Annotated in this window: 11 protein-coding genes; 3 read left to right on the forward strand and 8 right to left on the reverse strand. The window is 55.6% G+C overall.

Annotated elements, in window-relative coordinates; genetic code table 11:
- Positions 1-62 precede the first annotated feature (62 nt).
- Positions 63-380: a hypothetical protein gene (locus ACYQ47_RS21275; protein ID WP_459906714.1), complete on the reverse strand. Its 318-nt coding sequence runs from the start codon at positions 378-380 to the stop codon at positions 63-65.
- Positions 381-1,201: 821 nt separating this feature from the next.
- Between ACYQ47_RS21275 and ACYQ47_RS21280 the strand changes: the two genes are divergently transcribed.
- Entirely contained in the window at positions 1,202-3,316 is a 2,115-nt protein-coding gene (locus ACYQ47_RS21280) for a prolyl oligopeptidase family serine peptidase (protein WP_459906716.1), read from the forward strand.
- 50 nt (positions 3,317-3,366) lie between these two features.
- On the opposite strand, the gene ACYQ47_RS21285 is transcribed toward ACYQ47_RS21280, so the two are convergent.
- The 7 genes from ACYQ47_RS21285 to ACYQ47_RS21315 all read right to left on the reverse strand — a co-directional run bounded on the left by ACYQ47_RS21285 (position 3,367) and on the right by ACYQ47_RS21315 (position 12,428).
- The gene (locus ACYQ47_RS21285) at positions 3,367-4,452 is read right to left on the reverse strand and encodes a glycosyltransferase (protein ID WP_459906718.1); all 1,086 of its coding nucleotides are present in this window, start codon (positions 4,450-4,452) and stop codon (positions 3,367-3,369) included.
- Positions 4,453-5,071: 619 nt separating this feature from the next.
- Complete coding sequence (locus ACYQ47_RS21290; protein ID WP_459906720.1) at positions 5,072-6,118, reverse strand: fimbrial protein; 1,047 nt, start codon at positions 6,116-6,118, stop codon at positions 5,072-5,074.
- 48 nt (positions 6,119-6,166) lie between these two features.
- Positions 6,167-8,674 (reverse strand): fimbria/pilus outer membrane usher protein, encoded by a 2,508-nt coding sequence (locus ACYQ47_RS21295; protein ID WP_459906722.1) that lies wholly within the window; start codon positions 8,672-8,674, stop codon positions 6,167-6,169.
- Positions 8,675-8,717: 43 nt separating this feature from the next.
- A complete protein-coding gene (locus tag ACYQ47_RS21300; RefSeq protein WP_459906724.1) occupies positions 8,718-9,407 on the reverse strand; it encodes a fimbrial biogenesis chaperone in 690 nt (229 codons plus the stop codon).
- 132 nt (positions 9,408-9,539) lie between these two features.
- Entirely contained in the window at positions 9,540-10,205 is a 666-nt protein-coding gene (locus ACYQ47_RS21305; protein ID WP_459906726.1) for a fimbrial protein, read from the reverse strand.
- Between the two features lie 592 nt (positions 10,206-10,797).
- Entirely contained in the window at positions 10,798-12,015 is a 1,218-nt protein-coding gene (locus tag ACYQ47_RS21310) for a beta-ketoacyl-[acyl-carrier-protein] synthase family protein (protein WP_459906728.1), read from the reverse strand.
- Positions 12,012-12,428: a hypothetical protein gene (locus ACYQ47_RS21315; protein ID WP_459906730.1), complete on the reverse strand. Its 417-nt coding sequence runs from the start codon at positions 12,426-12,428 to the stop codon at positions 12,012-12,014. Before ACYQ47_RS21315 ends, ACYQ47_RS21310 begins: the two co-directional genes overlap by 4 nt.
- Before the next feature lie 845 nt (positions 12,429-13,273).
- Between ACYQ47_RS21315 and istA the strand changes: the two genes are divergently transcribed.
- Together istA and istB are read left to right on the forward strand one after the other, a co-directional pair.
- Entirely contained in the window at positions 13,274-14,830 is a 1,557-nt protein-coding gene (gene istA, locus ACYQ47_RS21320; RefSeq protein WP_459906732.1) for an IS21 family transposase, read from the forward strand.
- A gap of 16 nt (positions 14,831-14,846) precedes the next feature.
- Positions 14,847-15,596: an IS21-like element IS408 family helper ATPase IstB gene (gene istB / locus ACYQ47_RS21325; protein ID WP_459906734.1), complete on the forward strand. Its 750-nt coding sequence runs from the start codon at positions 14,847-14,849 to the stop codon at positions 15,594-15,596.
- The last annotated feature ends 811 nt before the right edge of the window (positions 15,597-16,407 follow it).

A 16,407-nucleotide genomic window follows, 5' to 3' on the forward strand; every position in this document is an offset into this window, starting at 1 on the left:
GCGCAGAAACAGTCGCATGCAACAACAAGCGTTGAAGCGCCCCGGACGTGACGAGAAGCAAGTCAACGAACATTTAGGTACTTGATGGCCTCTAGTCGGATGCGCAGCACGTCGATGAACATGTCCTCGCGGGACTGCTCTCTCACCCACCGACGCCAAGTATCGTTATAGGTGGCTGTGCAATGCTCCGAGTAAAAGAAACCTGCCTCGAGCATTAAAGATTCGGCGGCATCCCAAGCGCGGCTGGGTATTGTCTGCAGCTGTTCTACAGCTGTGGCCAGTTCGCGCAGCGCGTCCGGGTTGGCGCCAGATTCCGGGTACTTTTCAAGTACGTGCTGCGCGTTTCTCGATGCCTGTTTTATTAAAGAATAAATTGGCATGTTCAATAAACAAGTAAAGAGTGTCTAATGGCATTAACTTCCGACAACCAGCGGCAACTAAGTGTGGGCTCATTGCTAAGGGTCGCCTCCTTGGAGCCGACACCAAAAATCCTTAAAAGCGCGGACGCTCGATTGGTTGAGGGCACCCGTGATCGGCGTCGCTCGCATTGAGGTAACGCAAGGTCGCAAGGATGCAGCTCGAGACAACAGAGGTCAAAGGTGCGTGCGATCGAGCGTCCTTACAAATCCAACCACTTGCTTACAAGGTAGTCGGTGCCGTATGACTGCACTGAGGTCTAGAGCGAGTGCTGTGCTCACTCCTTCCGCAGCGTTCCGTCCAGCATGATGGCATGCTGATTCGCGCGCGCAGCCGTTCTTCATTCGCCTGAAAACAGAAAACATCTTGGCTTGAACGAGGCTTCGCGTCTGCGCTCGGCGTTGGAATATTGGTTTATGCGGCATGTCATTCTATCCACAACGGACTATAGCCGGCTTCGTACGCCGTGATGCCGCTTTCGTCAGTTCGGCGGATTATATCGCCGCTCCGAGCAAACGCAAGTTGCTACCAGATCAAAGTATAGGATTGCGGCAAATGGTCTCAGCTATCGGAACAGACGACATCTGCCTAGGGTAGGTGACCGAGCGGGCTTTTATTTCGGATACCTTGACAATAAGTCGCTTGTGAATCGCAGACCGCAGTCAGGTGCTAACAGCGCGTCGCTTATCAGACAATGACATAGATGACAGCGAAGATTGAAGGTAGCAGAATTCGTTGATCTCTCTTTGACCTCTCCCGCAAACATATGAGTCTCCCCATTAGATTGAGCGATGTCGCAATTCTCGAATCCGAAGGTGGCGATCCCTTCATCACCCTCGAGTCATTTAACGACACCCCGACCAACGCTTGGATCGTCGCGCAAACTCAGCACACCAACGCGACTTTCGGCAATACGCCTGAAGCAACAGCACTCGCTGAGCGGCTCGAAAAGGTCTACACATCGAAAGATCGCCTCGTAGCTTGTTCCCGCTATGGTGATTGGGCGTATAACATTTGGCAGGACGAAGATCATCCGCTAGGGATCGTGCGACGCACTGAATGGTTCTCGTGGCTCGACGGCAAGCCAAAGTGGGAACTTATCCTTGATGTGGCCCAGCTCGACTTGAATGAGCAAGTCGGCGATGGCCCGCATTGGACACTTTTGGACTTCCGATTGCTTTATCCTACGTACGACCGCGCGCTAGTCAGTCTCTCACCAGGCGGATCAGATGCGTTCGTTGTTCGTGAACTTGATGTGGAGGAGCGACTGTTCGTCGAAGACGGTTTTGTGTTGCCAGACGTCGGCAAACACCGGATATCTTGGATAAGTCGCGAAGCAGTCTACGTTAGTTGGGATGACAGCCTTGTCAATCCAAGTCCCGATCTCACGAACTCTGGTTTCCCGCGGACCGTCCGCCGCTGGGCGCGTGGAACGCTGCTGATGAACGCGCCGGTCGTATTTGAAGCCGCACATTCCGACATGTGGGCAAGCGCGAGCTTCGATCCCATCGAAAAGTTGCATGTTGCCTCACGCGCCGCAAGCTTCTACGAGACGCATCAATACTGGCTCGATGAATCCGCGACTAAATGGCGTCAATATGAACTGCCGACTCACGTTGAGATTGAACACTGGAACGGCTGGCTGTTCGTCACCCCCCGCAAGCCGTGGAATGTCGGAGGAAGCCTGTATGCGGCGGGCACGCTTGCGGTGATTCGTCGAGATGCGTTTCTCGCAGGCTCACGCCAATTTACGGAATTGTTCGTGCCGTCCGAGCGGCGCGCGCTTGCAGGCATCGACTTCACAAAGCACTGGCTCATCGTCTCGCAGGTGGACGATGGCAAGCGACGTGTGGTTCTAATGCGGCCGCCTGCTCCATCCGACATCGAATGGGAAGTACGCGCTTTCTCACTGCCTGAGGCAAGTCATGCACGGGTTGCTTCCGTCGACAGCGAGCGTGATGACACTATACTCATACAAGACGAGCATTTTCTGACGCCACGATCGCTCCACTACGCGGACCTAGCAGATGACGGACCGTGGCAACTGTTATCCCGCCTACCCGCTCAGTTCGACGCCAGCGAACTCTCCGCTGTGCGTCGTCATGCGATCGCGCAGGACGGCGAGCGCATTCCGTATTGGCTGATAGGTCGAGACGTCGAAACGCGCACTGACGCGCGCCCTTGCCTGCTGTATGGTTACGGCGGCTTCGAAATCGCACTCGAGCCGTGTTACAGCGCGACGACCGGCATCGCTTGGCTCGAGCGCGGCGGACTATATGCAGTCGCCAACATCCGTGGAGGCGGAGAGTTCGGTCCCGACTGGCATCAAGCCGCGCTTCGACACAAGCGTCATGTTTCATTCGGCGATTTCATCTCCGTCGCACAGGCGCTGATTGATTCCGGAACTACGACATCGAAGCAGCTTGCGATTCGCGGTGCCAGCAACGGCGGGCTGCTAGTCGCGGCGTGTATGGTGCAACGGCCAGAGCTCTTCGGTGCCGTGTTGTCGGAGGTCCCACTCACTGATATGGCACGCTTTCACCAGTTGTTGCAGGGCGCATCCTGGATCGACGAATTCGGTGATCCGAACAAACCTGCTGATCTGAAGTACCTGATGACCTATTCGCCGTATCACAATGTGCGAGCGGAAGTTGCTTACCCTGCCGTACTGTTCACTTCGTCAACGCGCGATGATCGTGTGCATCCCGCACATGCGCGCAAGATGGTCGCGAGGATGCAGGCACAAGGACACCGGAATGTATGGTATCTAGAACTGCAGGAAGGCGGTCATGGCCTAGGAATTACGCCCAAGGCCATAGCCCACGCGGAATCAGTGGCTTTTACTTTCTTAGCGACCACGGTGGGGCTTACCGGCTTACCTGAAATTGGCAGCAATTAGAAAAACTCCGCGTCTAGAGTCGAGGCTTGACTGTAGCGAGTGGGGGGCGCTCAACGGCAGAACCCCCGCTCGTACAACGAGCTTCGATAATATAAGGACGTTTCGTAAGCCATATCGCTGACGGTGAATCCGCGTTCGGTGATTCGGCGGCCTTCCTCGCCGAGACGCACGCGCAGCCCCGCATCATTGGCCATGCGCCCGATAGCTTCGCGAAGAGCGCTTGGGTCGCGCGGAGGAACAAGCAAACCATTTACTCCATCCTGGATGAGTTCGGGTACGCCGCCCACACGCGTGCCGATCACCGGTACGCCTGCCGCCATTGCCTCGATGAACGCTTGGCCAAGCGCTTCTCGATGCGTTGGCAAAACAAACATGTCGCTCCCGTTTAAAATGTTCGGCACGTCTTTACGAAAGCCGAGCATGTGTATGCGGGTCTCCAGGCCCAGCCTATGCACCAGATTTTTGATACGGGCAAATTCGGGGCCATCGCCCGCCAGGACCACGTGCAGAAGCATATGAGGTTTGGCGAGTGGTCGCACGGCTTCAATTAGGTCCTCGTGTCCTTTTTCGTCGCGCATCATTGCGACCATGCATGCGACAGTTGCGTTAGCCTCAATCCCTAACTCCGTGCGTAAGGTTGAATGCGACTTTGAATGCCATTTATGGATGCCGTCATAAATAGTGTGTACTCGCGTGTTGGGAACTCCCGCCGAGATTAGATGCTGACGCACGTAATGACTGACGGCAATCACACGATGTGGTATCCATTTGTACGAAGCCAAGGAGCTGATCGGCAACGCAAGGTGTCGCGTACGCACGATCAGCGGCGTTCCCGCCATTCGCGCTGCAATGCCGGCAACGAGACTATCGTGCCCGCTATGCGTATTTAGAACGTCGAAAGCGTGCCGCCGTAGTAGAGATTTGATGGCGAGTACTGACCGCAGATCACCCCCCGAGCGCATGCGTGCATGATGCACCCTGAAGCCAAGTTCGCAGCACCTCGTTGCAAGACGCGCGTCTTTCGGACATAACAATTCGATTGAGTGGCCGCATTCTCGCAACGCAACCATCTCTCTTAGGGTACGTGCCTCTTGCCCTCCCCAACCCCTCGATGATTCGCTATGTAGGATCTTCACTTTTGATTAGCCTTCTAATTTCGTTAGTCGAGCAGCGTCCTTTTGGCTTGGTACCACCTTAAAACAACCCACCTCCATTCTCAGTGCGCGGTAACTTAGTATGCCTTAACTTAACAACGCTTAAAGGGCGGCGCAATATGACGCGTACGATTGCTGAGCGAGGCACCTTCAAGAGTACGTTTCGCAGACTTCGTCAGAGGTCTTTTACTTGTCCGATTGCTGATCATGCACCGTTGTCGTATGTTTTTGATCTTCCAGATTTCCCGGTGAAAGTAGTATGAAAACGGACGACCTGATTATGACCCTCCTAACCTGGCTCATCCTGGGTCAACAACCTATTCATGATGGAAGACTTTTTGAGCACTCATCGGTTCGATATATCCACAGGAGCTTGAGTCGAAAACATATTAAGCTCACCACCTCGAGCCCTCTCACAATTTCTTGGCCTCGCGCTAGGGATAAGAGTTAGTGTTGTGGTCCGAGCGCCTTTGTCGACGAGCATTCAACGCAGGCAACGTACAAAGCCTCGCAAAATCTTGAAGACGAGCAGAGCTTTGTTTCTGCATCAGGCACTGGTCATGGACCGCGCGCTTGCGACGAAAGATGTCGTCGGTGAGGGTCACTGGAACTCAATGGTGAAAAGCGCGACGCTATTTGCCGCGCCCGGCTTGACATCAGTTCCCGTCTGAACGTATTCAGCGCTCATCGGGAGCGAGACCTCACCGACTCCGTGCGACGGATCTTGAAGGAAGTCGGAGATGTCCAACTGCTGATTCAAGTAGACCACCTGGTTATCCCTTCCGTAGCGCATTCGAATCCCAACATCTCTCGCGGTTCGTGAGCCTTGGTCAATCAGCCTTATCGTACCCGGCATATCGGTGTTCCCGTATGGGCTTTCAAACTTTATTTTCAGGTTCGACACTATCTGGTTGCAGTCCATTTTTATCTCAAACAGCGACTTCTTAGCAGACGTAGACCCAACTCCGGAGAAGTCGGACGCATCAGTTTTGGGCATTTCGACATTCGTGTATTTACTTCGAATGTCGCACGTAGGTTGCTGGACTATAACGCCGAACGAAAGCGAGAGAGTTTCTAAAACTGTCGGATATATCAACTCGCCGGTAGCGTATTTTCGCACCGATGCATATCCGCCTTTGATAACACCCGTTTTTATAAATCTTAATGTCAAAGGGCGTCCTTGCGACGCAGGCGGATAGACCATATAGCCCGGACGGTGAGGATTCGGGATAACGATTGGCGCAAGGCCCTGACGCGGAACTTGGTTTCCGCTGTTCGGGTTTGCGGGATAATAGACTTGGTATCCCACCCCCTCAACATTGGGCAGCAAATAGGTATCGGTGGCAGGGTCAAAAGGCGTCGTGCCAACGAAACGCTCTAAGGTCCCGATGTCACAGAGTGCCACCGCATATTGCTCCATCCCTTGTTTTCCCGCCCAATCAGGCATATCGAAAGTCCAGGCATTCCCTATCTGGTCTCCGACCTTGAGTCCTGGATCCACCTTGAGGTTTATTAATCCCGCCGAGAACGTGTATTGCCCAAATGGAAAGTTTGCGTTCAATTTGCAAGCAGCCCACACCGGCGCGCACCCCAAAAAGCATGCCGCTGCAATAGCGAGCAGCGCAATCCTGAAACTCGCTTCTTTCAATCTCTTTTCCTCATGTGGACCGAATCGCGGAGCTTCCCTGCGAACGGTTTAGCGATCGTTGGCGAAGTTGCATACTGCGTCGACTAGACGGTCGTCCGACATTCCGCTCGTTTGCGAGATGTGAACAGAGAACGTGCAGTTCTTGTCACGAGCGCTGCCCCAATCCACGGCGTAGCTGGATGGGCCCGCTTCGAGGCCAGTCAGGTAGGCACGTCCCATTGTACCGACAGCTCCTTTTTCTTTGCCTTTGCGATCTGTGATGCGCGCCCCAAAGGGGACCTTTTCTCCATCAGGCAGCGTCAATCGGACAAACAACCGCTTTCCGATGTCGGCCTTCAGCTTCGAGTAGGTGACTGCGCCTCGAGTCGGAGCGACCGATACTGCAGGCTCAAGCAAATCAACATCGCTTGTCGCGGTCTGCGCCGCATTCACAGCAACACGGTTCTTCCGATATGGCACAAGACTTGGCACCACCGCGCGCCCACTTGAGTCGGTAGCAACTCCTGGGTAACCTTCAATAGCAAGCCCGCCTGCATTTGGTACTTCAATGATGCCCGTCGTCTCCCCGACAGACTGAGACAAAAGCGGACCATGGCTGTCAATGATCATTCCGCCGCTTAAGGAAGCCTGCGACTGACTCGACCGTGCCCCTTGGCTATGACCAATATATACATTTCCTTTCGACCCTTGATAGTTGAGCGAGCCATAGAAACTTCGCGAATCGCCGGTGCCTTTGCTCACGTTCGCACTGTAAGAAAGGTTGCGATTGGAAAGGATTGAGCCAGCGACACCCGCTTGATGGTCGAGCTTGCCCTTCCCATCACTCGCGACTTGATACGTCGCGGTTGATACGCTCTTGTCGATTGGTATCGAGACACCCACCTGTAGCTGGCGTTCGGTTTGATGCATACGCCGTGCTGCAAATTGGCTGTAATTGAAACTGACTGTGGCGGTTCGGAATGATGTCGCATAGCCGAGCTGCAGCACCGTCTCTGCCGAGTGCGATCGCCGGTACCCTTGTCGGATGGCCGTTAAGTACACTGAGCCATACGTGCCAAGCGGCTGTGCGACGTTTGCGCTCACTTCACTTTTAAGATCGCCCGCCCTCCTCCATCCTCCCCGGTCTTCCCGAACCGCTTGTGCAAACGAACGGTAGCCTTCGGTCAAGTACCTCGTGCTAACGAGTCGGAACTGCGTGCCGTACGCCGGCAGCGACTTTGCGTACGTTAGCTGAATTCCGTTTCCCGACTGACGAAAGGTGCTGCCCGAGCTTAGCTTTGTATGTGTAAAATCAAACGCTAAAGCTCCTAAACCTTTCATATTAAGACCAACGCCTGCTGTGAGAGCACTGTACACACTTGATAACACCGCACGACCGTAGACCGTCGCGTTGGAGGTCAAACCATAGCCAATCGCTGCTTTCGCTGCGAACGGTCCGTCAGGTTCTGAAGCGTCTCGGTACTTTCCGATCGCCAGGTCGTAATTGAGCATTCCCTCTCGTACTAAAGTCGGCAGCGCGGCATAAGGTTGCTTGTATCGAGTGATCGAACCATCCGCCTCCGCGATCGTAACCTCGAGGTCGCCGGCGCCCGGCGTTGCGTATAGATCGTCGATGACGAAGGGGCCCGGTGCCACGTTGATTTTGTAGAGCACGTAGCCATTCTGTCGAATTGTAACTTCGGCGGCTGTGCGGGCGATTCCGCGAATGGATGGGGCAAATCCCCGCAAGCTGTCAGGCCGCATAGAGTCGTCCGTTTGCAGTTGAATACCGCGCAAGCCAAAACCATCGTCTCCGAACCCGGACACGAACGTGTCTCCCACCGTCAAGCGCGATTGGATAGTTGGCAAAGCTCGTTCGACGTAAGTCGCTCGCGATTCAAACTTTGTCCCATAAGGGCTACGATTGATGGCGAGCCAATTCCGAAATCTCCAAGGTCCAAGATTCAGTCCGGAGTGCAAGCTTGCGTACAAACTATCTCTATTTCGCAAATAGTCGTGGTTCCCGTTTAGCTGATACCCGAAGAGCAAAGCCGTGACGCCGTCGTCGAGTTGGTCCATCGGCACAACGCCACGAGCTCGGCGCAGCATTGCTGCTTGAGGTATTGAGATCCGAAGAGTTTGAGACGCTGCGTCAAATTGCGTTGTGGTGTCAGGAATAATTCTACCGAGATCGATACAGACGCCGTCTGCGTACTCCGAGATTTTGGGAAATGCGGCGATATTGACCTTCCATCTCATCAGTTGCTCTCGACTCAGGCAGGGTGAAGCATCGACATCATGACGATCCGTGACCAGTTTGATTTCCTCATCACCTAATCGATCTCCGTTGAGAAAGACCGTGCTCGGGTAAGAGCCAGGCAGTATGCGATTGCCAAATGAAAAAACGGACAGATCGACGTCTTGCGGACCGCCTCCTAAGCTCAGAAAAGCATTGTTGAACACCGCGCGGTCGCTATCCGCACGTACTGTTATCGGCGAGGCATTGCTTAACGCAATAATGGCAAGATACTCCACACAACGCCGACAGATTTTAAGTGCTGTCGTCGATTCATGCACCCAAGTGATCCTTTTCAATCGACCTGCAATCCACGAAGATGGCTTAGTTTCTTGTCTTGATCGCCGCTGGTACCGCGGGGCGCTCCTCAGTTGCCCCGAAGTCGTTAATGATCGAGTAGCTCACTTGAAGATCGGCGTCACAGTGTGGCAAAACGAATTCACGTGACGACCACGGAGCTACATACCCACTTTCAAGTTCCGTGCGTCGCCCGTCGCCATACTTGATTGTTAGATCTGTGAAACTTGCGAAGAATGGCGCGTCATTGCGCAGAACAAGCGAACAGGTACGTAAATGGCGGTCCCTTACTTGACTCCAGCGAAGCAAGCTAGTATCAAGCTTGTCTTGGTGAAGGCCGGGCGGACGGTAGAAGAGCTTGATTCGCGTACGGACCGAGATCTGAAGTACGTTGTCACGCTTATCAATTCTCGGGATCTCTTTCACGTTAAGCCAATACATGGATTCGCGGTCGCTCGGCAATCCACCGCCCACCTTCACAACACGAAGCAATCCCTCACGCCGTCCGTCGATCCGAGAGACGGCGGGAACAACGAAGAAGGGCGTGTCGGTGTTGCCACTGTCGTCCTCGATCCATGCTTGGACGACGTATGGCTCGTCGGATCTGTTTTCTGCGGTAATAGACGTTTCTCGTTTTGCACCTTCGAATACGAGCCTAGTCCCGGACAACACAATCGCTGCGTCCACGCCATCGGCCGCCAATAAGTAAGCGAACATGAGGGGGATGATTAAGTACCGCGGTCGAAGAAACATCGAGTAAGATCGCTTTACGTAGATTACTCAATCTACAGAATGGAATACACAAGTTGAGCCCAGAGATATCATTCCCTGGGCTTGTCACAGTCATTGTCAGTTATATGAAACTGTGAATTGGGCGGTAGCGTTCGCAACGCCAGCTACGGCAGCACTTTTCGTGGCTTTATAAAAGGCTCGGAATGGGAGAGAGAAGGAGCCGTTCCTGATTGGAATTGCGTCAGATTTTGTTCCGAGCGCCAGATCCTTTTGGCTATTTACGTCGTAAAGACCCACAGCTACGTTCTGCGCGCTCGATGGACCAGCCGTCAGTGCGATAAGACTCGGATCGTCAGCATCAGGCGTTGCATTGAATGTGACCTGAGCATTTTTGACCGTGCCGAGGGTACAGCCCGTGAGTTTAATCTCGAAGTCTCGCCCCGTTGACTTTGCGCCGGCTGCCGACAATACGTTTGTCGATATCGAACCTAACGGGACTGTTTGATTGACACTGCTTCCATCGACCGAGCAGGGCGCAGTTGTGATCTCGCCGGTGAAATTTATCTGCCCTTTGTTGACTCCTGGGCTGGGACTATCTGCCATCGCGATACCGACTGCGAGGATACTAAGTGAACCGGCTGCTAACACTTTCTTTCGGCATCTCATTTCTACTCTCCTAGTTAGTGCTTCGAGATAAAAGTTGAGGATATTGAGCAACACTTTGATGCTCTGACCGGCACATGGCCGGATGCGCATCAGCTTCTGCGATGCGAACTTAGTCATCCCAGTTCTAGGGAGTTGTCGTGAACGAGACGGCGTCTGTATGTCTACGCGTCGCGATCTCGTAAGCGTTGAGAACTATCGCTTGCTTCGTGCACGGCGAAGCAACCGGACGAAAGACTTTTCTAAGCCTAGGGCCATCAGACACGCCGGGATGAAGACGACGTAGCGCACGAACATTCCGCGCCAATGAGGCGTTTCCCTTTGCGACATTTGAAAAGCGCTGTCTTCAACAAACCAGAGGGTCGGCTTCGACATCGCCCACATGATCCACTTGTAGCGACGCATCATGGACGCGCAGGTAGGTCCCCATAAGCTATATCCATGATTGACGCTTGGCGTAAATGTCATACGACAATATGCTACGTCCGCCATGTAGCGAGCGCTGTCCATGTACCCCGCCTTAAACAGCTCTGTGCAAACGCGCTTGGAACCTCCTGAGTCGACCCATATGTGAAGCTCCCGATCGCTTGGACGAGTTTTTGCCAACGTGTCCCTCGAAGATCGGGGGTAACGCATATTCGTCGTCCTGAAGCTGATTCTCTCCTCGCTCAACGATTCGCTCCTTATCTTAAGGTTCCACGATGGGACACCGTCAGCATCGCTTGATGATCAGCACAGTGTTGTTCCCTCCCATCCCAAATGAGTTGCTCATAGCAATTCGTAGATCGCTAACCGAGCGCCCGACCTCAGGAACATAATCGAGCCCCGCGAAGAACGGGTCTTTCCCATCGTGATGAAGAGTCGGCGGAATTTTCTGTTCACGAATTGCTAGCGCGCAAATCGCCAATTCCAGCGCACCAGCCGCGCCGATCAAATGTCCATGAGACGACTTTGTGCTGCTTATCGGAATGCGTGGGAGTGACGAACCGAACACATGGCGAAGCGCTTCCACTTCGATCACATCTCCATTTCGAGTTGCAGTACCATGCGCATTCACATATCCGACCTGGCTCGCTCTTATGCCTGCATCGGTGATCGCCCGCTCAATCGCGAGAGCTTGGCCGTGCGACGTAGGCATCGTTAAACGACTGTGGTCATTACTCGAACCGTATCCGACTATCTCAGCGATTGGATAACTTCCCCGACGAGCCGCATGGGCGGCGGATTCGAGCACAAGCACGCATGCGCCTTCTGCGAGTGCGAAGCCAGTCCGGCTTTCACTGAACGGGCGACACCCTGTCCCAGGTGCAATCGCCGGCTCGTCGCACAGGACTCGCAGCTGAGACCAAGCTCGAAGCAGCGGTGGGCTCAACATAGCCTCGGTGCCTCCACACAACGCGATATTTAAGTGTCCGTCGCGAATACGGCGGAAAGCTTCTCCGATTGCGACGGCGCCTGCCGAGCACGCGGTCGTGTAGGTCAGCACCTCCGCCGACGTGCCGACCTCGATTGCTATGTGTGCAGCAGGGGCATGGGGCATGGCCGCAGGTATGGTGAGTAAGATTTCACGCCTGTTTCGGCCATAAAAGTCGTTGATCCCGCCAACAAGCGAGGTCACGCCGCCGATGCCTGTTCCAATGAACACGCCACAGTCGCGCCCCACCTCATCGCCACCCCATCCACTGGAAATCATGGCTTGTCGCGCTGCGTATAAAGCCAGCAAAGACACACGATCGAGACATCTCGAGTCAGCCGGGGCGAAATGCGCCTCGATGTTCAATTCCGCATGTCCGACGTATCGGTCTATCAGCGGATTAGGATGACGCTGGATTCCATTTTTCCCCGCAATAAGTGCGTCAAAGAAGACATTCGGATCGTTGCCTAGCGGTCCAGTCAATCCAATGCCGGTGATAAGCACATCATGCTTCATGTAGAACCATCCCTAATGCTGCTTCGAGCATTGTTCTCGCTTTCAGGTAGGCCGGCAGTCAGGTTCGTCGCGGTCGTGCGCATCTCGCTTTCCAAAAGACACGACTCCGCCTTCTTTGCCTGAAGCACTGCGCGCACAAGCGCGCTGATGTTCGGCGGAAACACCGGCAAGGATCCCTCTGCGTTGGCGGTGGCCAGGACGTTGCGCGTTTGTAGATAGCGGTCGAACTGAAGACCCTCGCGCTCCTCGATTAGAAGAATGATTTCGAGAATAACTAAAGAGTCGAAGTTCGGAATCACGTCCACGAAGAGTTCGTCGCGTCGAAGGCGAGCGATGTCGACTCTCAGCGCGCTCCCAATCAGCACTGACAGCTTGACATGCAAATCAGAGCCGTCTTTGTCGGTTCTAGGCATGGCGAGTGGAACCCCTTTATGACCTACGCAGGCCTTCGCGCTGCGCTGGAATGCAGTCCGAAATGCGCCGACCATCGATCGTTAGTCGGCGTGGCGGCTCACAGGGATCATGATGCAAACCGGCCTTCGACGGCTCGGCCGAGCGAGCTGACACAGGGCAGAGTGTCCTTGCTCAAGTGCAAGACTGCGCCGCTCACTCATGCCACGCCAATGCATCCTTGCGACGCACTGCGGAGGCAGAACTTTATAAGCATCGCATCCGACCGCTACATGAGCTCCGCTCAGCGGCGGTCCATCGGCGGTCAACTTTATTCCCGATCTCGCAGGGCCAAGCATTTGAGCTTGCGCGTTCGGGCTGAGATAAGTGCTGCAACAAGTTTCGCCGCGAGATCTTGAGCTGGTGTCAGCCTTTGGCTCAATCTCCCTGCTGACGCTGTCCGCAGTTCTCTCGCCGCATTTGTTTTGACCCATATCCGCCGACGCTGGCAGGAAGAGAGGAGACCCGGGATTGCTAGCCCACGCGGCAGAGGCGAAGAATGTCCATAGGACATTCCAGTTTACCGATGGCAGTAGCCTCAAAGTGCGTATTCCGGCGAACGTGATCACGCATTTCAGCGGATCGTGATCGCGGATTCCGAATGATCGTGATCAGCCGTTTCGGTTGATCACGATCGCCGATCACAGATTTCCGAAACGCGTGATCACGATGCCGGAATGAGCGATCACGGGACCGAAACGGGTGATCACGTAACCGGAACGTAATCCGGGTTTGAGTCTGGCGGCGGCGTTGCGCATGTATTCACCGGCGGCGTTAGCCTGCTCCCTTTTTTGCGGGAGAGGCGCTGATGCCGACACCTCGGATGAGCATGCGCAAATTGAAGGAAGTCCTGCGACTGAAGTGGGCGTGTGGCCTGACGCATCGTCAGATCAGCAGGGCCATCGGCATCAGCGTCGGAGCCGTGTCGAAGTTCGCGGCCCAGGCCAGCCAGGCGGGACTCGACTGGGCCGCAGCCCAAGCGCTGTCCGACGATGAATTGGACGCGCGCCTGAGGCCTGCGGCGACCGATGCCACGGCGACAGCGTCGCGACGCATCGAGCCTGACTACATGGCATTGCATCGCGAGCTGCGTCGCAAGGGCGTGACGCTGCAACTGCTGTGGGAAGAATACGCTGAAGCGAACCCCGGCCAGCGGACCTACCGCTACACGCAGTTCTGCCAGAAGTACAAGGACTGGGCGAAGTCGATCAAGCGTTCAATGCGCCAGCAGCACCGCGCCGGCGAGAAGCTGTTCGCCGACTTCGCGGGTCCCACTGTGCCGATCCTCGCGCGCGATGGCGGCGTTGAGTTCGAGGCGCACGTGTTCGTTGCCGTGCTCGGCGCATCGAACTACACGTTCGCGTGCGCGACCCGCACCGAGACGATGGCGGACTGGATTGGCAGCCTGTGCGACGCGCTGGAGTTCATCGGCGGCGTGCCCGAGCTGCTCGTGCCCGACAACCCGAAGGCGCTGATCGCGCGGCCCGACCGTTACGAACCCGGACTGGGCACGACCACGCAGGACTTCGTGAACCACTACGGCACGGCAATGCTGCCGGCGCGTCCGCGCAAACCGCAGGACAAGGCCAAGGTCGAAGTCGGCGTGCAGATCGTCGAGCGCTGGGTGCTGGCCCGGTTGCGCCACTATCGCTTCTACAGTCTGGCCGAACTCAACAAGGCCATTGCAGAACTGATCGCCGAGCTGAACCAGCGCCCGTTCAAGCGGCTCGAAGGCAACCGTCGTGAATGGTTCGAACGTCTGGACCAGCCCGTACTGCGCCCTTTGCCCGTGCGTCGCTACGAGATTGCCACCTTCCAGAAGTGCCGTGTGAACATCGATTACCACGTCGATGTCGGCGGCCACTATTACAGCGTCCCGCACAGCCTCGCGCGGCAGGAGGTCTGGGCGCGCATCACACGCCACGGCGTCGAGATCCTGCATGGCGGCAAGCGTGTCGCTGCGCACGCACGCTCGCGCCTCAAAGGTAAACACACGACCATCGCCGAACACATGCCGGCCGCGCATCGCGCGCACATGGAATGGACTCCGGGCCGCCTGCTCAACTGGGGCGCATCCGTCGGCCCCGGCGCCGAGGCTGTCGTGCGACACCTGCTGACCAACAAACCCCACCCCGAGATGGGCTATCGCGCCTGTCTCGGTCTGCTCTCGCTCGCGCGCAAGTACGGCAAGCACCGCCTCGAAGCCGCGTGCCAGCGCGCATTGAAGATCGGCTCGCCCACGCGCCGCTCCGTGCTGTCGATCCTGGAAGCGGGGCTTGACCTGCAGCCCTCGCTCCCTATCACGCTCACCGAATGGCGCTCGCCCGAGCACGAGAACGTGCGCGGTCCCGACTACTACCACTGACCCGAAGGAGATCACAATGTTGATGCAGCACACCCTTACCCAACTGAAGGCGCTGAAACTGGACGGCATGGCCCGCGCCTTTGAGGAGCAGTCGGCGCTCACGGCCAGCACCAGCCTGTCGTTCGAGGAGCGCGTGGGCATGCTCGTAGATCGCGAGCTGGCCTGGCGTGATACGCGGCGACTCGAACGTCTGCTGCGCGCGGCGAAGCTCAAGAACCCACAGGCCTGCGTCGAGGACATTGAATACCGGCAAAGCCGTGGGCTGGACCAGCGCATCGTCGCCACGCTCGCCGGCTGCGACTGGGTGCGCAATGCGCAGAACCTGATCCTGACTGGCCCCACGGGCGCGGGCAAGACCTGGCTCGCATGCGCGTTCGGCCAGCAGGCGTGCCGTCAGGGCTTCTCGGCGTTCTATGTGCGCGTCGCGCGGCTGTTCGAAGAAATGAAAATCGCGCACGGCGACGGCAGCTTCACACGTCGGCTCGCGCAACTCGCGAAGATCGATGTGCTGATCCTCGACGACTGGGGTTTGCAGGATCTCGACCAGGCCGCGCGCAACGATTTGCTCGAAGTACTTGATGATCGTGTCGGTACGCGCTCGACGGTGATCACCAGCCAGTTGCCGCTCGAACACTGGCACGCGTGGCTGCAGGATCCCACGCTCGCCGATGCGATTCTCGACCGGCTCGTGCATCAGGCCCACAAGCTTCCGGTCAAGGGCGATTCGATGAGAAAGAAAACAAAATACGAATCCGCTGACGCCTGATCGTGATCACCGTAGCTATAATCCATTGACCGCGCAACACCACCTTCCAGACTGATCACGTTCGCCGAAATGACTGATCACCATCGCCGAAATCCGCACTCAAAGCCCCCCCCCCCCGGAAAATTCGTGAAGTCCTTCTCATAAGCTTCATCCCTCAGCGATTAATACCGAAACGTGCTCACCCAATACGCTCGCCATTGCAAACGTGTGTCATGCTCGATTTTTGATCAGATAAACGACGTGCCCCGCCTGGCCGGTTATCTTTGCAGAGTGCAAGGCCTTACGCATCGATTGCTTTTATCGTCGTTCGATTAGTCATTATTAAAGCGGATAACGACCATCCTTGAACATCAGTCGAGTACGAAACCAGCATTAACAACACTGGAAATTTGATATTTATCAAATGCAGCAACCCGTTCCATGGATGGATAAATTAATAATCGCTTGTTGCTTCTGTAGATTCGAAGATAAGAAGCTTAGTCTTTCGACTCCGTCGCTTTGCCAACGGCAATTCAAATTTGCATTGCAACACTCACGCTCGCTCGCAACGAGTGCGTTCTCACGGGATGAGGTCCAAGCGTAAGTCTGTAATCTTGAACACAACATCGTTCACTACGGCCCCTTCGAGCGGCCAGTTTCGGGGCGGGTCATTCAGCGACGACACCGATGCGGATGAAGCTATCTACTCAAATTCGGTGTAACAGGTGTAGCAGGTGTAACGGCGTCTGCAAACGCAAGCAGATCGGGGTTCTCAGCGTTACACCGCCCCCGTTACACCGGTAATTGACACGTGGGCTGGTGTAACAGGGAT

It is taken from the genome of Caballeronia sp. HLA56, assembly GCF_054655155.1.